Genomic DNA, 19,205 nt, shown 5'->3' with positions numbered 1-19,205 from the left:
GGATAGTTCCAACAGTGCTGCAACGAGTTTAAAATCTGATGCAGGCCCGTGCCCCTAAAGTCAGGATGTGTAAATATTCCTTGCTGGAAAGACCATGAGGCGGGCGGAGGTCATAATCAAGGAACAGGCTGGCTCCGAAATGATCTTCAAATTGACGGTTGACAGAAAGTCCGGTACCGAATCCCCAACCATTGTTCCTGGGGATGATGGTGGAACTGATTCGGGTATTTGTGTACCAAGTATGGTCCAATAATAATTTTGTCCCTAATGATAATCGCTCAGAGAGGGGGAGGGAGAAATAAGGGCCTATGGAAAGAGAATAAAAATCGAAGGTGTCGTCAGGAGCTTCACTACCGTTGACAATAAAACGGAGATTGGAGATCGACGCTTTTCCTCCAAAACCGATATATGGGTTAATGAATCCCGCTCCTTCAAGGCCTATTGTCGTTCCAGAGGAGGTCTTGAACGACAAGTTTTCATTCAGGTCATATTTGCTGAGAGGGAGATTGTATCCCATATATAATCCCAGAAAGGATGAAGACTCATCACCTGAAAAAAGGTCAGGCTGTGATTTCCTCTGGAGACCTTTGCCCTTGCAGATCTCATCAGCAATCCAGTATCCGAACTCTGAGGAAAGTATTCCAATCCCGGCTCCTGTGATCACATCGCTCAACCAGTGCTTATTATTGGCCATTCTCATCAGTCCTGTGGCAGTAGCTATACTGTAGGCTCCAACACTGACCCATGGGCTGAGATAGCCATATTCCTTGCTTAACATCGTGGCCGTCATGAAAGCTGTGGTCGTGTGGCCGGAAGGAAAACTATGCCGGTCGGACCCATCCGGACGCATCACATGTGTAGTCGTCTTCAGGATGTTGACCGTTGTTCCCATGATTGCAGCGGAGAAAGCATCACTGATCAGCATCCGCCCCCACGAACTGCGACTTTCAACTCCTGCTGCCTTTAACCCTAACAGTATAGCCGCAGGAGCATATTGGGTATAGTTGTCCACGGTGCGATGGAAATGAGGCATAAAGTCGTTTCTAAGACTTCTGAATTGATCATCCTGTCGCTTGACAACCAATCCGCTGATAATGAGCGGTATCCCAATATGGGTTGACTGAAACCAACGGGATTGTACGAAACGACTAACATTAGGATGGATATAACGGATGGGCGTATTGGAGGTGTCTCTGCTCGTACTGTCTGTACCGTAGTATACAGATGTTGCTGCCCCTAAGGCTGTGGCTTGGGGACAAAGCAGGATAACCGCAGCAATCGTATGTATGATCGTTCTCTTACCAAAGATGAATTGATGCATATTATGTTTTGCAATAAATAGAATCAGATGATTTAATATTATTCTTATCGTCCGGCAAACATACAAAAGAATTTTGGTGAAAATCTGAAGATGGAGGAACAAGTCTTGCAGGAATGGAAAATTCGTGATAGAAGAGTTAAATATTGTTTAATGGCGAAATTGTTTCTCTGAGAAACTTGTCTGATCGGCAGAAAGTGATTATATTTGTGAATATTTCCAGAGGAAATTATTAGTAACAGAGTATATAGAATAGATTTATGAAACATGTGATTATTGGTGGAGTTGCAGGTGGGGCCACGGCTGCAGCCCGGATTAGAAGAGCTGACGAGACGGCCGAAATTGTTCTCCTGGAAAAGGGGAGATACATTTCTTATGCCAATTGTGGCTTACCCTATTATATAGGAGGAGTGATTTCAGACCGGAACAAATTATTCGTACAGACGCCGGAGAATTTTTCCAGGAGATTCAATATTGATGTCCGTACAGGAAATGAGGTGACTGCCATTCATCCGGATGCAAAGACGGTGACAGTGAAGCGAACGGACGGGTCTGAGTATGAGGAATCCTATGACCGACTGTTGCTTTCTCCAGGATCAACACCTGTCCGTCCGCCGTTTCCGGGTATTGACCTGAAAGGTATATTCACGTTGCGTAATGTGGAAGATACAGATGCTATTAAAACTTATATGGATAGTCATGATGTCCGTCAGGTTATTGTGGTAGGTGGTGGCTTTATAGGTCTTGAAATGGCTGAGAATCTACGGTCTGCAGGAGCAGCGGTCTCTATCGTTGAGATGTCAAATCAGGTTATGGCTCCGGTTGATTTTTCTATTGCATCCTTCGTACATCAGGAATTGATGGCACATGGCGTAGGTCTTTATCTGGGCAGGGGGGTAGAACATTTTGAAAAGGAAGGGGATCAGATCAAGGTGTTCCTCTCTTCTGGAGAATGCCTTCATACGGATCTGGTCCTGTTATCTATCGGGGTCCGTCCTGCTACTCAACTGGCCATGAAGACTGGTATTAAGATAGGGGTAAGAGGCATTCAGGTAGATGACTATCTCGAAACTTCCATCAAGGGAATCTACGCTGTAGGAGATGCTATTGAGTTTACGCATCCGCTGACCGGGAAACCTTGGCTCAACTACCTTGCCGGACCTGCTAACCGTCAGGCCAGGATCGTAGCTGACAATATGGTTTTCGGCAACAAGGAAACTTATGAAGGAGCCATAGGAACTTCTATTGCAAAAGTTTTTGACTTGACCGTAGGTTCCACAGGACTTCCTGCAAAAAGACTCAAACAAGAGGGAATCCCTTATCTGAGCAGTACTACCTCAAGCTCTTCCCATGCCGGTTATTACCCTGGAGCGTTCCAAGTAGTGACTAAGTTGACTTTTGATCCGAAGAGCGGACGCTTGTATGGAGCACAGTGTGTAGGACATGATGGTGTAGATAAACGTATTGACCAACTTGCATTGGTCATCAAGCATAGTGGAACAGTATATGATTTAATCAAATTAGAGCAGGCTTATGCTCCACCTTACTCTTCAGCAAAAGATCCGGTTGCCATTGCCGGATATACGGCTGCCAATATCATCTGTGGGGCTATGCCTGTAATTTACTGGCGTGATGTCAGAGATTTGGACCTATCGAAGAATTGCCTGATTGATGTCAGAACACAAGATGAATATCAGTTGGGAACTATAAAAGGTGCTGTGAATATTCCCCTGGATGATCTCCGGGAACGAATAAGTGAAATTCCTGTGGATCGACCGGTCGTTTTGTTCTGTGCTGTTGGTCTGCGAGGTTACCTTGCCTTGCGTATATTGACCGGAAGAGGGTATAAGAATGTCAGAAACTTGTCCGGTGGGTATCAAGTGTATTGTGTCGCCACTCAGAAGATCAAAAGTGAACCCTCAGCGGCAACCGGGAAAGGCAAAGGGCAGCCGGAACTGAAAGACCAGATACAGACGCTGAAAGTTGATGCTTGCGGACTTCAATGCCCTGGACCGATTTTGAAATTAAAGGAGGCCATGGATGGTCTGTCAATCGGAAAGCGTATTGAAGTAGTGGCCACCGATGCCGGTTTTCCAAGAGACGCCAGGGCCTGGTGCATGAGCACAGGTAATACATTGGTCTCTTCATCTGACGATAATGGCTATCATAAAGTGGTCTTCGAGAAAAGAGCGCCACAAATGGAGACTCCATCTTCCAGCAGAGGTAATCATAAGTCTTTCATCCTTTTCAGCGATGATCTTGACCGTGCCATAGCTACTTTCGTGCTGGCCAATGGTGCTGCAGCTACAGGAAAAAAGGTGTCTATTTTCTTTACCTTTTGGGGACTTAACGTGATCAAGAAAGAACATAAGCCTGAAGTCAAGAAAGATTTCTTTGGCAGAATGTTTTCATGGATGATGCCTTCTAACAGCAAAAAACTGAAATTATCCAGGATGAACATGATGGGAATGGGCGGAAAAGTGATGCGCCATTTGATGAGAAAAAAGAATATTGGTTCTTTAGAACAACTCCGTCAGCAGGCCATGGATAATGGCGTGGAGTTTATCGCCTGTCAGATGACTATGGAGATGATGGGTATTCATAAGGAAGAACTCTTGGATGGAGTAACTATTGGCGGGGTGGCAACCTATATGGAACGTGCAGAGCAGTCAAATGTGAATCTTTTCATTTAAGATAATATTCTAATCTCCTGACAGATGATCTTTTAACTGCCTGAATGAGCCAATTTGTCATCTGACAAATTTCAGGCATGGAAATTGCAGGAAAGGATAAAGAGTCAGACAACCAGCAAAGGCTGAAAGATTTAAGAACGGTCTGTAAACCGCGGAGTTGCTGTTTAAGAAGGAGAATAGAAAATGGCTTATGTGATGTGTTTTACAGGATTATTTTTTGTGACAACTTTGGTAGCACGGCATGAGATGGGAAAAGATGGACGATAATGCTGAATCCTTTCAGGTGCATCTTCTGGAGTAAAGCATAAAGTGAAATTTCTTGCCCCATCAACAAGTATGAATGGAATCCATTATTTTTAGGTATTGTGGATTCCATTTTTTTATATTATCTTTGCAGTATTGATATTCAGCATTACATAATTTATATGGAATGAGTTTTAGGAAAATTGGTACTAAACCTTTTAAATGAAAAGAATGATGAAAAAGACGTATGTGATTTATGGATCCTCTACGGGGATCTGTGAGGATATTGCTTCGAGAATCGGAGAAAAACTCGGCCTGTCTGGTAATGACGTGATTAACGTGGCCCAATTGAATGCCAAACAGGTTAATGAAGCTACTAATTTGATACTTGGAACTTCCACCTGGGGTGCCGGAGACTTTCAGGATGACTGGTATGATGGCCTCAAGACTCTTCAGGAATGTGATTTAAAGGGAAAGACAGTTGCATTGTTTGGCTGTGGTGATTCTGAAAGTTATAGCGATACCTTCTGTGGAGGAATGTCAGAGCTATATAAAGGGCTTAAAGATAAGGGCGTAAGATTCATTGGCCCAGTTCCTACCACGGGATATACCTATGATGATTCAGAATCGGTCATTGACGGTAAATTTGTCGGCCTTGCACTGGATGAGGTCAATGAAAGTGATAAGACAGATGAACGTATCGATGCCTGGATCAAACAGATCAAACCGGAACTGTAAGGATTTTGAGATTGAGGGGGATCTGTTGATGATAGATCTGTGCTGAAAGCCTGATGCTCTTCAGTGGTACCATTTTCTCCCTTCTCCATAGCAAGGAGAGGGGAAGAAATAAGCGACTTCTCCTCTTGATCATATTCATAATGTTTTGTAAGAAATAGGGGAGGTCGGGAGACCTTCCTTATTTCTTTTACAGAACAGCTTTTGCTCAGGATGGATTAAGTCATATAAATAAGGTTGATTGAATTCCGGAAGATGTTATTAAACATCACAGTAGCATTGGCGAAGAGGAAGAAAAAACAGTTAGATTCTTCCCTATATCAAATAAATTGTTTATTTTTGCAGAAATAGCGTAACTTCTTTGGAATAGAATCAGTACAACAACAGATAGAGGAGATGGCGTAACCTTCAATAATCATAATTTTAAGTTTAAATGAGGAACAATAAAAAAATCAACTGTACATTACTTATCTTTTTTTTCATTTCGTTGTGCTCATGCGACAATGAAGTAAATGTCCCGGATCATACAGTGGCTGCTAATGACTTATATGAGTTGGAAAAGATAGATTTTTATTCTGATAAGGGTGATTGCACGGATACAGTGGAATATCATATAGACACGACATTCATCTATAATTATTCGGGAGCCAGTCTTAAGGAGGTAAAAGTTTCATCTGATTTTAAGGATACATTATCCGTGTCCATTATGAAAGGGCAGGAGTATCTGAAAGACTTGGTCTTCCAGGGAACCATTAAGTTTCCTTCATCCTATTATGATAATAACTTTTATGATTCTCCAAGTGGACTCGAGATGCCTCTAAATAAACAGGATTCCATCTTTCCTTCACCGGTTAGGTATACTTCATCTACCTCGATGCCTCCAAGGTCCTATCTTATCCATACGGGGATATACCATCAGATCGTGGACCATTATTCGTTCCAAGCTACCTTTATCGGGCAGAAATCCCATGAGACCATTTGCATTCAAGGTAAATACCGTTATTCCCGTGCAACCGTACAGTCATTCAACGGCTCAGAATGTTCTAATATGGTTATCCGTCCGATCAATTAATTCAGCCGTCCCATGATGAAGGCATTTTGCTGGATATAAATTTGTATTCCATGGACTTGAATATCAGAGGGTGAAAATAGTCAGAATAAAGATCCGTTAAATTATGTTACTTTTATAGATAAAAGTTATTTCCCCCGGATTGATTTCAAAAAAATCTTCGTATCTTTGAAAAACACTTGGTAAAGGAGGAAGAAAGTGTATATGCATTTCATTAAATAAATTGTCAAATTTATGAAAATTCAAAAGATTCATGCAAGAGAAATCCTCGATTCAAGAGGTAATCCTACCGTAGAGGTAGAACTCACGTTGGAAAATGGTGTAATGGGACGTGCCAGTGTACCTTCCGGTGCTTCAACGGGTGAGAATGAAGCCTTGGAGCTTCGAGATGGAGACAAGAAGCGTTTTGGTGGCAAGGGCGTATTGAAAGCCGTGGATAACGTCAATAAAACCATCGCTCCGGCATTAGAAGGGGATGATGTTCTTAACCAGCGCGCACTGGATATGAAGATGCTGGCTTTGGATGGTACACCTACTAAGAGTAAGTTGGGTGCAAATGCTATCCTGGGGGTAAGCCTTGCTGCTGCTCATACAGCTGCCAAAGCTTTGAATATTCCTCTTTATCGCTATATTGGTGGCTGTAACACTTATGTTATGCCTGTGCCAATGATGAATATTATCAATGGTGGTGCTCACTCTGATGCACCTATCGCTTTCCAGGAGTTTATGATTCGTCCTGTCGGTGCTCCTTCGGAGAAAGAGGCTATCCGTATGGGATCTGAAACTTTCCACGCTTTACAGAAATTACTGAAGAAACGGGGTCTTTCTACAGCAGTAGGAGATGAAGGGGGCTTTGCTCCTGCATTAAATGGCATTGAGGATGCTTTGCAATGTATCGTTGATGCTATCCAGGCAGCAGGTTATAAACCAGGCAAAGATATTACGATCGCTATTGATTGTGCTGCCAGTGAGTTTTCCTTAAAGGAGAATGGCAAATATTATTATAATTATAAGCAACTCTCCAATGGTATGCCCAAGGATCCTAAGGGTAAAAAACTTTCTGATGAGGAACAGATCCAGTATATTGATCAGTTGATTTCTAAATATCCTATTGATTCTGTCGAGGACGGATTGGATGAGAATGACTGGGAAGGCTGGACTAAGATGACAACAGCGCTGGGACATAAAGTGCAATTGGTTGGTGATGATTTGTTTGTTACCAATACAAAATTCCTGGAGAAGGGTATCAAGTCGGGTGCTGCCAATGCAATTCTGATCAAAGTAAATCAGATCGGTACCTTGACCGAGACGCTGGAAGCTATCGAAATGGCTCACCGTCATAATTATAATACGGTTACATCACATCGTTCTGGTGAAACGGAAGACACAACGATTGCCGACATTGCTGTTGCCACTAATTCCGGTCAGATCAAGACGGGTAGTATGAGTCGTACAGACCGTATGGCTAAATATAACCAGTTGATCCGCATTGAGGAGGAATTAGGACCTCAGGCTGTGTATGGTTATCGCAAATTGAAATGAATAAAACGATATTGTCTATATAAAAACAATATCAAGTAGAATAGATCATATTTTTAACCGGGGCAGCCGTGAGGGTTGCCCCAGTTTTTTAATTTGGGTAACTGACCTGCTCACTTCTTGTGGGTGTTATGAGCATGAATGTGCTGTGAGGATAATCTGTCGTGATATAGTTGGAGAAGATGCCTGAACGCTGACCGGGGACTCCAGATGAGCATACGGGGACCGCTCCATTTCATGACTTCTCTAATTTCCTTTTGCTTTTCAGGGAGGAAACAGTGGTGAGGACAGTCCTTGCAGGCAGGTTTGTCCTTTCCCCAACTACAATGATCCAGACGGGTGTTGGCATAGTTGATAAGTTGCCGGTATTTTTCTGGTATCTGAGAAGTTTTTAACCGATGTTTGCAGTACATTTGAATCATCAATTTTACTGTCTGCTTATCGCGTTCTTTTGAAGAAATCATTTTAATGTGGCATTCGTAAGAAAGATAATAAAGTCCTGACGTTATAAGGAAAGTTGATCAAGAATGTTTACGTGAGAAAATACACAGATTATCGGAAGGTTTGAAGACAACTTTATCATGTGCTTCAATTACGATTTTTTCTCCTGTAGCAGGATTAATGCCTTGACGTTCTGAGACATGCTTTTCATAAAAACGCCCGAAATCGGGAATACTTACTTCTTCGTCTCCTTCACAAGCATTGTCTGCGATGATACCTAAAACAGCATTTACATATCTGGCTGCATCTAATTTTGAGACGTTGACTTTCGCAGCTAAGGCTGCAGTTAATTGGGTCTTATTCATATTCTTTGTATTTGTCCTGCAAATATACAAAGAAATCTCCATTCATAAAAGCCTAATAGAGATTATGCTTTTATGGAATGATAAACATAACATTCATGCTTTTATGAAAATGACAGACCGAGAGAATAAGATCCCGTTTTTTGTGAACTACTGTCTATTGAGTAGGTGTCTCGCAATATCTATTTATCATAATACATATTATATTTTATTTGTCCTAAAGCAATAGTTGATGAAATTATCTTTGATCTCATTATCAAGGATGATACTATCATCCTTGTTGCTTTTGAAAAGATCAATCATTAGAATTGATAGATATCAAACTGACATTGATAATAAAATAGTAAGCGCAGTTTCAGAATCACTCTGTAACTGCGCTTATTATTGCCGGATGGATGGTATCACGCATCCATCCGGATCATCCTTCAACAATCTTTTATCCCTAATACCTAATTTATTTGCAACCTTAACCTTTGCAATTCAAAACATAAAACCAAATAACCAATCTAAACAATCAATAACTAAAATATGCCTGTTGCAAATATAGAACATTTTTATGAATGACGCTCTTGTAGTTTGTGATAAGACTACTTTGACTTAATTTTCTTGACTTACATCAACATCTTTGTGCGCGAACACAAAGATAAAGAACGGTGATTAGGGAAAGTTGCTTCTGCTGAGTATTTTAATCGAAGAGAAGGAATCTGACAGTTAATAATCGTTAAACAGAAGATAATTTCAATCTGTAAAACATTTGTCTGAAATCTTTTTTGTAATTTTGTTGCCGATTTGCCGTAGAGGCTTGGAGAAGTTCTGTCAGAACAGGCAGACGCCTGGCGGTAGAAAACCGTTTTATTAAAAATTAATGTACGTAATTGTAGAAATTAACGGTCAACAGTTCAAGGCTGAAGAGGGCAAAAATCTCTTCGTGCATCATATTAAAGATGCCGAAACAGGTAAGACTGTTGAATTTGACAAGGTACTTCTCGTCGATAAAGATGGAGCAGTAACTGTCGGTGCGCCCACAGTAGAGGGTGCAAAAGTGGTAGTTGAGGTGGTTAATCCCGTTGTTAAGGGAGACAAGGTCCTGGTCTTCAAGATGCATCGCCGTAAAGACGAGCGTAAGCACATCGGTCATCGTACCCATTTCACAGAACTTAAGGTAAAACAAGTAATTGCTTAAAATCGGAGGAATTCATTATGGCACACAAGAAAGGTGTAGGTAGTTCTAAGAACGGCCGTGAGTCGGCTTCGAAGAGATTAGGCATTAAAATCTGGGGTGGTCAGAAGATCGCTGCGGGTAATATCATCGTCCGTCAACGCGGTAACAAGCATTTCGCCGGTACCAATGTCGCACAAGGTAAAGATGATACTCTCTATGCACTTAGTGATGGAGTCGTAAGCTTCCACAAGGGCAGAAAGAACAAGAGTACCGTTTCGGTACTGACGCCTGAGGATTATGCTAAGAAAACTCAGACAGAGGCCTAAATAAAAACAAAACTTATTCCAAACAAACAATAAAGCCTGCTCTTATGCGAGAGTAGGCTTTTTCATTTTAGGAAATTCATTCCTTGATGAGGCGATCTGAGTCGCCACCCTACTCCGCCTGATTGTTTTCATATTTTTCTTGATCGAATCTTTTCCGTATTATGCTTGATTCTTAGTTACAATTTTCAAGAAAGATTTTCACATCTCAAATTTATTTCGTATTTTTGCTCTTTGTAAGAGCCTTTTTCTAAAAGGAATTTAATTTATAAAATATAATATATAGATATATCTTATGCTTACACTTAAACAGATCAGTGAAGAGACTGAACATGTGATCAAAGGACTCGAGAAAAAGCACTTTGAAGGCGCACGTGAATCTATTGAGAAGGTACTTGAATTTGATAAAATACGCCGTGAGGCTCAACAGAAAGTTGATGCTAACAAGCAGCGTCAGAATCAACTCTCAAAGCAGATTGGCGGATTGATGAAATCCGGAAAAAAGGACGAAGTGGAAAAGATCAAGACAGAGGTGGCTGATCTTAAAGCCGATTCCAAAGCCCTTCAGGAAGTAATGGAAAAGTCTCAGAAAGACATGACGGATCTGTTGCTTTCTATCCCTAATATTCCAAATGATGATGTGCCGGAAGGAAAAGATTTTCACGATAATGTAGTTGTGAAAAATGGTGGCACAATGCCGGATTTACCCGCTGACGCACTTTGTCACTGGGATATTTGCAAGAAATTTAATCTGGTGGACTTTGATTTGGGCGTGAAAATTTCCGGTGCGGGATTTCCGGTCTATATTGGAAAAATGGCCCGTTTTCAGCGTGCTCTTGAGGCATTCTTTCTGGATGAGGCCCGCAAAGATGGCTATCTGGAAATACAACCTCCTTATGCCGTGAATGAAGATTCCGGTTATGGCACAGGTCAGTTGCCGGATAAGGAGAACCAGATGTATCATTGCAATCTGGATGACCTCTACCTTATTCCTACAGCAGAAGTTCCGGTCACAAATATTTTCAGGGATGTTATCCTGGAGGAGAAAAAGTTACCGATGAAACTGTGTGCTTATTCTGCCTGTTTCCGTCGTGAAGCCGGATCCTATGGAAAAGATGTCCGTGGCTTGAATCGTTTACATCAGTTTGATAAGGTTGAACTGGTACGTATTGATACTCCGGAACATAGCTATACTTCTTTGAAAGAAATGCTGAATCACGTGGAGGGACTTTGTAAGAAGTTGGAATTACCTTATCATATCCTGCGCCTCTGTGGTGGAGACATGAGTTTTACGTCTTCTATCTGTTATGACTTCGAGGTGTGGAGTGCTGCCCAGAAGCGATGGCTTGAAGTTTCTTCGGTGTCTAATTTTGAAACTTATCAGGCTAACCGGTTAAGATGCCGTTACCGTCGTACTGATGACAAGAAAATCGAACTCTGTCATACATTGAATGGTTCTGCCTTAGCCTTACCACGCATTGTAGCTGCTATTCTTGAAAACAATCAGACACCGGATGGGGTTCGTGTTCCGAAAGCACTTGTCCCCTATTGTGGTTTCAAGATGCTTGATGATAAAAATTTTGATGACTGATGATCAGACAAAAGAGGAGATTGCATCTCCTCTTTTCTGATTATACTAAAGAAGCACAAATGACTCTCCTGTATTCATAGAGGTGTGTGAGAAGAGTTTTTCATTATGCTGGTGTGAAAACCTGATATAATCTTTCGAGCGTAATAATTATCTTATTAGTCCTGATTTGTGAGATAGACCTGCATTGATGAAAGAAAGATAGAAACTTAGCAATCTGTTTTGTATCCATAGAAAATAAAATCCAATTGTATGTATAAGATCATCAAGAAAGAACAATTTTCCGATAAAGTTTTTTGTATGGAAGTGGAAGCTCCATTGATAGCCAGGAGCTGTAAACCGGGTAATTTTATCATTGTTAGAGTGGACAATGTCAGTGAGCGTGTGCCCTATACCATCGCTAAGGCGGATCCGGAAAAGGGCACGTTGACCCTTGTCATTCAGGAAGTCGGCTTGTCCTCCACTAAGTTATGCCGACTGACTCCAGGTGACAGTGTCCATGACATTGTTGGCCCGTTAGGAAATCCGTCTGAAATAGAGAATTATGGTACAGTCATCTGTGCTGGTGGTGGCATCGGTATTGCCGCTATTCTCCCTATCCTCACGGCTCTGAAAAAAGCCGGAAACAAGGTTATTTCTGTTTTAGCTGGCCGTACAAAAAATCTGGTCATCATGGTGGATGATGTTAAGAAATATTCTGATGAAGTGATCATTATGACGGATGACGGATCATACGGTCAAAAGGGTGTCGTTACAATAGGCGTTGAACAGGTTCTAAAACGTGAGCATGTAGACCGGGTAATTGCCATCGGTCCTCCTGTGATGATGAAGTTTACTTCTCTGTTAGCTAAGAAATATGGTATACCTAATTCAGTTTCCCTGAATACGATAATGGTGGACGGTACTGGAATGTGTGGTGCCTGCCGATTAACAATTGGAGGAAAGACAAAATTTGTCTGTATAGATGGTCCTGAATTTGATGGAGATCTGGTCGATTGGGATGAAATGTTCAAGCGTATGGGAACCTTTAAAAATGCTGAGCATGAAAAGATGGAAAATTATCAGAAACATCTGGATTCTGTAAAGGTCAATCCGAATGGTAAAAAAGTTACTGTCATCAAAATGGATGTAAAGCCAACAGAGGATCCTATTAGCGTGCTTGTAGATCGTAATGCTCAGTGGAGAAAGGATTTACGAGCTTCCATGAAACCGAAAGAGCGGAATGCTATCCCACGTGTTGTCATGCCAGAACTTGATCCGACTTATCGGGCTACCACCCGACTGGAAGAGGTGGATCAGGGACTTACGAAAGAAATGGCGCTGACTGAAGCCAAGCGGTGTCTGGACTGCGCAAATCCCACTTGCGTAGAAGGCTGTCCGGTAAATATTAATATTCCTTCTTTTATTAAGAATATTGAGCGTGGTCAGTTTCTTGCGGCAGCCAAGGTATTGAAGAATACTTCTGCCCTGCCGGCAGTCTGCGGCCGTGTCTGTCCACAGGAAAAACAATGTGAAAGTAAATGTATTCATCTGAGAATGGGGCAAAAGGCTGTGGCAATAGGTAATCTGGAACGTTTCGCTGCTGATTATGAACGTGAAAGTGGCAGCTTCTCCCTTCCTGCTCTTGCCCCCGGAAATGGTATTAAGGTGGCTGTGGTCGGTTCTGGTCCTGCCGGCCTGAGTTTTGCTGGTGATATGGTCAAAAAAGGCTATGAAGTATATGTCTTCGAGGCTCTTCATGAAATTGGAGGAGTTTTGAAATATGGTATTCCTGAATTCCGCCTACCTAACCGCATTGTTGATGTGGAGGTGGATAACCTTCGCAAGATGGGAGTACATTTCCATACCGATTGTATTATCGGTAAAACGATTAAGATCGAAGAACTCGAAGAGAAAGGATTCAAAGGAATTTTTGTCGGGTCAGGTGCAGGATTACCAAGTTTTATGAATATTCCGGGAGAGAATCTTATTAATGTCATGAGTTCGAATGAATATCTGACTCGTGTCAATCTGATGGATGCAGCTAACCCTCTCACAGATACGCCGATTAATATTGGCAAAAAGGTCATTGTTGTTGGAGGCGGAAATACTGCTATGGATTCCTGTCGTACTGCAAAGCGTCTTGGTGCAGACGTAACGCTGGTTTACCGGCGGAGTGAGGCTGAAATGCCGGCACGTCTTGAAGAGGTTAAACATGCAAAGGAAGAGGGGATTCATTTCCTGACCTTGCATAATCCAAAAGAATATCTGTCTGATGATCAGGACCGGGTGAGAGCAGCTGTCCTGGATATTATGACTCTTGGTGAACCCGATGAGAGTGGCCGCCGGAGACCGGTTGTAACAGGCAAAACCGTTACGATAGAATGTGACCAGGTTATCGTTGCGATTGGGGTATCTCCTAATCCCCTTGTTCCAAAATCCATAAAGGGGCTTCAACTCGGAAGGAAAAATACTATTGTCGTCAATGATCAGATGCAGTCCAGCCGGCCTGATATTTATGCTGGAGGGGATATTGTGCGGGGTGGTGCTACGGTTATCCTGGCTATGGGTGACGGTAGACGTGCGGCGGCAAGCATGGACCAAAAACTTCAGGATAAAAATTAATCGCTTAATAAATTTATCGGTTATGGGGACTCAATAATATTCATGTATAATTGAGTCCTCATTTTTAGTTTCAGCCTTCTCCAGGATTGATAAAAGAGCATTCCACAATAAAACTTAAAATCCTTGTTGTTTTCTCTTTCTTTTTGTATTTTTGTAATTCACTAATAATATACAGTTTTGAACTGTAATGTTTAAAATGATATAAATCGAGAAAGTATGACACAATATTTTGCAGAATCAGAATTGATAATCAATTCTGATGGAAGTATCTTCCATTTACATCTTAAACCGGAGCAACTGGCCGATAAAATTATTCTGGTGGGTGATCCGGGACGAGTCAAACTCGTGTCTTCTCATTTTCAATCTATTGAGAGTGAAGTACAGAACAGGGAATTCCATTCTGTTACAGGAGAATATAATGATAAGCGGATTACGGTGACGAGTACGGGTATCGGATGCGATAATATTGATATTGTCTTAAACGAACTTGATGCTCTGGCTAATATTGATTTCGGGACTCGTACGGTAAAGGATCATTTGCGTTCCCTGACTATTGTCCGTGTTGGTACCTGTGGCGGATTGCAGCCTAATACTCCTACCGGAACTTTTATAGCAAGCGTGAAGAGTATAGGCTTTGACGGATTGCTTAATTTTTATGCGGGCAGAGATCAAATGAGTGATCTTGATTTCGAACGTGAATTCAAGCGACAGGTTAAATGGAATGACAAGATCGGCAATCCGTATGTTGCTACAAGTGATACCGAACTTCTTGACCGGATTGCACAGAAAGATATGGTGAGAGGGACAACGATTGCCTGTGGTGGCTTTTTTGGCCCTCAAGGTCGTGAACTTCGTCTGCCACTGGCTGATCCTGACTTGAATGAAAAGATTGAAAGATTTGAATATCAAGGACTTAAAATAACTAATTTTGAGATGGAGAGTTCTGCAGTTGAAGGATTGTCCCAACTAATGGGGCATAAAGCTCTTACCTGTTGTATGGTGATTGCTAATCGTTTGGCACATAAAGCAAATGCAGGGTATCAGAATTCCATTGATGGATTAATAAAACTGGTATTGGACAGAATTTAAATGGATAATGCTACTATTTGTGCCCTGGCTACTCCAGCAGGAGGAGCAATAGGAATCATACGAGTCAGTGGTAAAAATGCTATTTCTATAACTGATCGGATATTTCATCCTGCCGGAACCCATTCGTTAACTGAAGCAAAAGCTAATACAGTTCATTATGGTGAAATTATAGATGCGGACCATCAGGTCATTGATGATGTGTTGGTAAGTGTCTTTCGTTCTCCACATAGTTATACTGGTGAAGATTCTACAGAAATTTCCTGTCATGGCAGCCGTTATGTTCTCGGTCAGGTCCTTAGGCGCTTGATCGATTGTGGCTGTCGGCAGGCCGGTCCTGGTGAATATACTCGGAGAGCTTACTTGAACGGGAAGATGGATCTCAGTCAGGCAGAGGCTGTAGCTGATCTGGTTGCTGCTAGTAACCGGGCTTCTCATCAATTAGCAATCAGTCAACTTAAAGGTCATTTTAGCAGTGAATTAGGAAGATTACGTGAACAATTGCTAAAGATGACTTCCCTCGTAGAGTTGGAACTGGACTTTAGTGATCATGAAGATTTGGAATTTGCTGATCGAGGCCAGTTGAAAACCCTTGCCCAGAAAATCGATGATAAGATTATTTATCTGGCCCGCTCTTTTAAAACAGGTAATGCACTCAAGCAGGGCATACCGGTAGCGATCATTGGTAAGACAAATGTCGGAAAGAGCACTCTGCTCAATCGACTCCTTCATGAGGATAAGGCCATTGTGAGTGATATTGATGGGACAACTCGCGATATTATTGAGGATACAACTGAAATCCATGGCATTTCCTTTCGTTTTATTGATACGGCAGGACTTCGCAAAACGGATGACAAAATAGAAAAATTAGGAATTGAGCGGACGTATCAGAAAATTAGTGAGGCTGCCATTATTTTATGGATGGTTGACCAGCAACCTTCTGATCAGGAGATTGAGGATATTCAGAAACGTACCTCTGATAAGTCGTTAATTATTGTACGTAATAAGATTGATAAAGATAGTAGTACTATAAATGTTCCTTCTAAGATTCCGGTGATCTCTTTGAGTGCCAAACAAGGTACTCATATTCCAGAACTGGAGCAAAAGCTGTATATTGTTGCTGATATTCCGGAAATTAATGAGAATTCCGTCATTGTGACCAATGCACGCCATTATGATGCATTAATGGCAGGTAAAGAAAGTATTGAACGGGTTCTGCAGGGATTGAAGGATAATCTGAGTGGTGATCTTCTTTCTGAAGATCTTCGAATTTGTCTGAATCAACTTGGTGAGATAACCGGAGGTCAGATCACTCCCAACGAGGTCTTAAATAATATCTTCAAACATTTTTGCATCGGTAAATAATTGCCCATTATTTTAAAGATAAATTTCAAGAGGCAAAAGATTCAATTACGAAAAAGTGAATATAGAGATAAATGAAGGTTTAAGGCCAAACTTCGCAAATATAAAATATTTAATTTTTAAAATCAAATTATTGAGGAAGAAAATTATAGTTAATTACAAGAAATGGATTGATATGTCTTCCAAAAAACATTACCTTTGTAAAATCGATTATAACATTTTGAATTATGGCAAATATTGAGGAGAGAAACACATTAAGTTTTGAGGACTTTAAGAACCAAAACGGGATCACTTATTGGTGGGCTTCAGATCTAATGCTTATGTTGGGCTATTCTGACATGAAGTCTTTTGAAAAAGTTTTGAATCGTGCCACAAAGACTATGGTATCACTCAATATTCCTCATTATGATAATATTATTGCTGTAAAACGTTCTATAAACGGGAAGGAATGCCAGGATTTCAAACTGACACGCTTTGCATGTTACCTTACTGCCATGAACGGTGATCCTAAAAAACATGAAGTGGCTGTAGCTCAAATCTATTTTGCTGAACAGACAAGGAAATTTGAAGTATATGCCCAAAGCCATAATGAAATTGATCGTTTACTTATAAGGGATGAGCTGACGGATGGCAATAAATCTTTAGCATCAGCAGCAAAGGCAGCCAAAGTAACAAATTATGCGAATTTTCAGAATGCCGGATACCGTGGTATGTATAATATGCCATCCTGGAAACTTGAAAAGCGCCGTGGTGTAGAAAAAGGAAAACTGTTTGATGGTATGGGACGAACAGAACTTGCTGCAAATCTATTCCGGGTAACCCAAACGGAAGAGAATATTAAGAGTAAAGGGATAACAGGGCAGGTAAATCTCGAACAGACACATTATTCCATTGGAAGAAAAGTCCGAGAAATTGTGGAACAAAATACTGGGCATAAACCTGAAAACTTACCACAAGAAAAGAAATTGCCAGAGATCAAGAAAGACCTGAAAAAAGATTACCGTGAAATGAAAAAGAAAGATAAATAGAACTATTTTTGAAGTAAGCGTCCAAAATAGGCATCTTGCAAGACTCTTTAATAAATACAAGGCGGAATGATACGGATACGATTCGGGACCTTCCACGTCAGGCGCTCTTCCCTATCCTCCATAGGAAATGCCAGGTACGGAACAGGGGCTCACTGAGGGCCTCAGAAGGATACAGACGGATGAAATGAAGGTTACGGTAAATCTTCAGGAAATACTTCTTCACCATGCCCTGACGGGTAAAATGGTCATACTTCGTAAAGAACTTCCCGAAATTACCCCCGCCCAGGACTTCACTCAGGAGCAGCTGCCCCCGCTTCCGGTCTACAGGTACCAGCATCCGGTCATCCCGCATGCCGAATACTACGGACAGGACGTACATGACGGCCCCGGCAAAATGATACAGCCCCAGATACCGGAGTTGACGGGCATATTCCTCTCCATCCCATTCCAGTTTCCCCCTGGTCAGCACATAATAGTAATCCATAAGTTGCCGGAGGCCCACGCCCTCATCGAAGAAATGATGATAGATATGGGATAACTGGTAGATGCTGTTAAAGGCAGAAGTAGGCACAGCCACCCTCCCTGCACCATCCGGCAGATCGACAAAATTGGAAAACTGGGCCTCCGCATTCTTCTCAAACCACCGCTGAAGCCTGCGGTTATGCCACAGCGCATTCATCGTGCAAGGAGTGAAATGCAATTCCAGAGGAACGCCCCTTGACGAGTCGAACCCGATATGATGATACCTAAGTTCCGTATTCCCAGTAAGCCGATGGACATACCTGATGATCCGATCCCTGCGCCCTCTCAGGCCCATGCTCCGGTCAAGTCCGCCACCCTTGTTCACGTCCAGGCCTGAAGAGACAGGCCACACCCAGATGTCTATATCCCCCGGCATCCGGGCATGCACATCCGGGTACAACAGCGCATTCCCTTGTCCTTTCAGGATACAGCCAGCCAGCCCATCCCCTGCAAACTTCGTCCACATCCTTACAGCCTCAGTATTCAGTCTGATATTCTGTTTCCGGATCTGTTCACTGGCCGAAAGCCACTGCAACAGGATCCCCTCAGGCGGAGCCATTTCCTTCGGCAGTCGCCGGATCCCGTCAAACAACACCCCTACCAGCGCCTGTTTCCGGGCAAAGGCAAACAGCCCCCTCCAGTCCATATACCGGAAATCCTCCCGAGGCACTGCCGTGCTGTCCATCGAGAAACGGAGAAAAACGAAGAAAAAGTCAAACATATTTCCAGAGATATTCATGATCATAGGTGAACACAACAGAAATGGTTATTATGGACATTTGGGACGATAATCTCGTAATCCAACAGCCATTTATAATCAACATTGTTATCAATACAGTACTTCCATAGCTTCCTGCCGTTGCGGTTCTGGTTGAAACCCTGCATCACGCTTTCAAAATATTCTTTTGTCTCCATATTTGATAATGTTTGAAATACGGTGGCAAAGATAATTAGAAATTTCTTACCATTGACCTACGTTCAAGTGGTGGTTTACTGAAGTATCTGTCAAAATGAGGATGAATTAAAATGCGGAACAGACAAGATATTCCAGAGTGTCACTTATTTTAAGTCATAGATAAAATAAAATAGAATTTAATCCATACCAATTGACTATGATCATGTTCTTTTCC

The 19,205-nt window shown here is 41.9% G+C and carries 16 protein-coding genes; 11 read left to right on the top strand and 5 right to left on the bottom strand.

The annotated features are described in order from the left end of the window. Nucleotides 1–28: 28 nt before the first annotated feature. Nucleotides 29–1,321, bottom strand: a complete 1,293-nt coding sequence (locus ACYRYG_RS03005) for a phosphatase PAP2 family protein (RefSeq protein WP_298671998.1) — start codon at nucleotides 1,319–1,321, stop codon at nucleotides 29–31. 257 nt (nucleotides 1,322–1,578) lie between these two features. On the opposite strand from ACYRYG_RS03005, the gene ACYRYG_RS03000 reads away from it, so the two are divergent. From ACYRYG_RS03000 to eno, 4 genes are all read left to right on the top strand, one after another. Further along, the gene (locus ACYRYG_RS03000) at nucleotides 1,579–4,011 is read left to right on the top strand and encodes an FAD-dependent oxidoreductase (protein ID WP_293425349.1); all 2,433 of its coding nucleotides are present in this window, start codon (nucleotides 1,579–1,581) and stop codon (nucleotides 4,009–4,011) included. 477 nt (nucleotides 4,012–4,488) lie between these two features. Next, nucleotides 4,489–4,992: a flavodoxin FldA gene (gene fldA / locus ACYRYG_RS02995; RefSeq protein ID WP_293417270.1), complete on the top strand. Its 504-nt coding sequence runs from the start codon at nucleotides 4,489–4,491 to the stop codon at nucleotides 4,990–4,992. A gap of 430 nt (nucleotides 4,993–5,422) precedes the next feature. Beyond that, complete coding sequence (locus ACYRYG_RS02990; protein ID WP_293417225.1) at nucleotides 5,423–6,061, top strand: hypothetical protein; 639 nt, start codon at nucleotides 5,423–5,425, stop codon at nucleotides 6,059–6,061. Between the two features lie 231 nt (nucleotides 6,062–6,292). Continuing rightward, entirely contained in the window at nucleotides 6,293–7,600 is a 1,308-nt protein-coding gene (gene eno, locus ACYRYG_RS02985) for a phosphopyruvate hydratase (protein WP_293417221.1), read from the top strand. A gap of 110 nt (nucleotides 7,601–7,710) precedes the next feature. On the opposite strand, the gene ACYRYG_RS02980 is transcribed toward eno, so the two are convergent. Both ACYRYG_RS02980 and ACYRYG_RS02975 read right to left on the bottom strand, forming a co-directional pair. Continuing rightward, on the bottom strand, nucleotides 7,711–8,061 hold the full coding sequence (locus tag ACYRYG_RS02980; protein WP_293417218.1) for a nitrous oxide-stimulated promoter family protein: 351 nt from the start codon (nucleotides 8,059–8,061) through the stop codon (nucleotides 7,711–7,713). Between the two features lie 57 nt (nucleotides 8,062–8,118). Further along, on the bottom strand, nucleotides 8,119–8,403 hold the full coding sequence (locus ACYRYG_RS02975) for an HU family DNA-binding protein (protein WP_293417215.1): 285 nt from the start codon (nucleotides 8,401–8,403) through the stop codon (nucleotides 8,119–8,121). Nucleotides 8,404–9,265: 862 nt separating this feature from the next. Here ACYRYG_RS02975 and rplU point away from each other — a divergent pair. From rplU to ACYRYG_RS02940, 7 genes are all read left to right on the top strand, one after another. After that, nucleotides 9,266–9,583: a 50S ribosomal protein L21 gene (rplU, locus tag ACYRYG_RS02970; RefSeq protein WP_293417212.1), complete on the top strand. Its 318-nt coding sequence runs from the start codon at nucleotides 9,266–9,268 to the stop codon at nucleotides 9,581–9,583. A 17-nt stretch (nucleotides 9,584–9,600) separates the two neighbouring features. Beyond that, nucleotides 9,601–9,888: a 50S ribosomal protein L27 gene (gene rpmA / locus ACYRYG_RS02965; protein ID WP_293417209.1), complete on the top strand. Its 288-nt coding sequence runs from the start codon at nucleotides 9,601–9,603 to the stop codon at nucleotides 9,886–9,888. Nucleotides 9,889–10,180: 292 nt separating this feature from the next. Then, complete coding sequence (gene serS / locus ACYRYG_RS02960; RefSeq protein WP_293417206.1) at nucleotides 10,181–11,476, top strand: serine--tRNA ligase; 1,296 nt, start codon at nucleotides 10,181–10,183, stop codon at nucleotides 11,474–11,476. A gap of 249 nt (nucleotides 11,477–11,725) precedes the next feature. Next, a complete protein-coding gene (locus ACYRYG_RS02955) occupies nucleotides 11,726–14,077 on the top strand; it encodes a bifunctional dihydroorotate dehydrogenase B NAD binding subunit/NADPH-dependent glutamate synthase (protein WP_294729360.1) in 2,352 nt (783 codons plus the stop codon). Between the two features lie 216 nt (nucleotides 14,078–14,293). Then, on the top strand, nucleotides 14,294–15,166 hold the full coding sequence (locus ACYRYG_RS02950; RefSeq protein WP_293417200.1) for a nucleoside phosphorylase: 873 nt from the start codon (nucleotides 14,294–14,296) through the stop codon (nucleotides 15,164–15,166). Beyond that, complete coding sequence (gene mnmE, locus ACYRYG_RS02945; RefSeq protein ID WP_293444375.1) at nucleotides 15,167–16,528, top strand: tRNA uridine-5-carboxymethylaminomethyl(34) synthesis GTPase MnmE; 1,362 nt, start codon at nucleotides 15,167–15,169, stop codon at nucleotides 16,526–16,528. Between the two features lie 224 nt (nucleotides 16,529–16,752). After that, on the top strand, nucleotides 16,753–17,553 hold the full coding sequence (locus ACYRYG_RS02940) for a BRO family protein (RefSeq protein ID WP_460197575.1): 801 nt from the start codon (nucleotides 16,753–16,755) through the stop codon (nucleotides 17,551–17,553). A gap of 97 nt (nucleotides 17,554–17,650) precedes the next feature. Here the strand turns inward: ACYRYG_RS02940 and ACYRYG_RS02935 are convergent, their stop codons facing one another. After that, nucleotides 17,651–18,820, bottom strand: a complete 1,170-nt coding sequence (locus ACYRYG_RS02935) for a nucleotidyltransferase domain-containing protein (RefSeq protein WP_460197574.1) — start codon at nucleotides 18,818–18,820, stop codon at nucleotides 17,651–17,653. After that, nucleotides 18,817–18,990 (bottom strand): hypothetical protein, encoded by a 174-nt coding sequence (locus ACYRYG_RS02930; protein WP_460197572.1) that lies wholly within the window; start codon nucleotides 18,988–18,990, stop codon nucleotides 18,817–18,819. The genes ACYRYG_RS02935 and ACYRYG_RS02930 overlap by 4 nt, the downstream gene beginning before the upstream one ends. Nucleotides 18,991–19,205 lie beyond the last annotated feature (215 nt).

The sequence above is a fragment of the Segatella asaccharophila genome (assembly GCF_054687055.1).
The sequence above is the reverse complement of the archived record's forward strand: the minus strand, read 5'-3'. Positions and strand labels throughout refer to the sequence as shown.

Bases quoted from the DNA above. Each gene is read 5' to 3' on its own strand.
- ACYRYG_RS03005 (WP_298671998.1), bottom strand. From the start codon at position 1,321: ATGCATCAATTCATCTTTGGTAAGAGAACGATCATACATACGATTGCT.
- ACYRYG_RS03000 (WP_293425349.1), top strand. From the start codon at position 1,579: ATGAAACATGTGATTATTGGTGGAGTTGCAGGTGGGGCCACGGCTGCA.
- fldA (WP_293417270.1), top strand. From the start codon at position 4,489: ATGAAAAAGACGTATGTGATTTATGGATCCTCTACGGGGATCTGTGAG.
- ACYRYG_RS02990 (WP_293417225.1), top strand. From the start codon at position 5,423: ATGAGGAACAATAAAAAAATCAACTGTACATTACTTATCTTTTTTTTC.
- eno (WP_293417221.1), top strand. From the start codon at position 6,293: ATGAAAATTCAAAAGATTCATGCAAGAGAAATCCTCGATTCAAGAGGT.
- ACYRYG_RS02980 (WP_293417218.1), bottom strand. From the start codon at position 8,061: ATGATTTCTTCAAAAGAACGCGATAAGCAGACAGTAAAATTGATGATT.
- ACYRYG_RS02975 (WP_293417215.1), bottom strand. From the start codon at position 8,403: ATGAATAAGACCCAATTAACTGCAGCCTTAGCTGCGAAAGTCAACGTC.
- rplU (WP_293417212.1), top strand. From the start codon at position 9,266: ATGTACGTAATTGTAGAAATTAACGGTCAACAGTTCAAGGCTGAAGAG.
- rpmA (WP_293417209.1), top strand. From the start codon at position 9,601: ATGGCACACAAGAAAGGTGTAGGTAGTTCTAAGAACGGCCGTGAGTCG.
- serS (WP_293417206.1), top strand. From the start codon at position 10,181: ATGCTTACACTTAAACAGATCAGTGAAGAGACTGAACATGTGATCAAA.
- ACYRYG_RS02955 (WP_294729360.1), top strand. From the start codon at position 11,726: ATGTATAAGATCATCAAGAAAGAACAATTTTCCGATAAAGTTTTTTGT.
- ACYRYG_RS02950 (WP_293417200.1), top strand. From the start codon at position 14,294: ATGACACAATATTTTGCAGAATCAGAATTGATAATCAATTCTGATGGA.
- mnmE (WP_293444375.1), top strand. From the start codon at position 15,167: ATGGATAATGCTACTATTTGTGCCCTGGCTACTCCAGCAGGAGGAGCA.
- ACYRYG_RS02940 (WP_460197575.1), top strand. From the start codon at position 16,753: ATGGCAAATATTGAGGAGAGAAACACATTAAGTTTTGAGGACTTTAAG.
- ACYRYG_RS02935 (WP_460197574.1), bottom strand. From the start codon at position 18,820: ATGATCATGAATATCTCTGGAAATATGTTTGACTTTTTCTTCGTTTTT.
- ACYRYG_RS02930 (WP_460197572.1), bottom strand. From the start codon at position 18,990: ATGGAGACAAAAGAATATTTTGAAAGCGTGATGCAGGGTTTCAACCAG.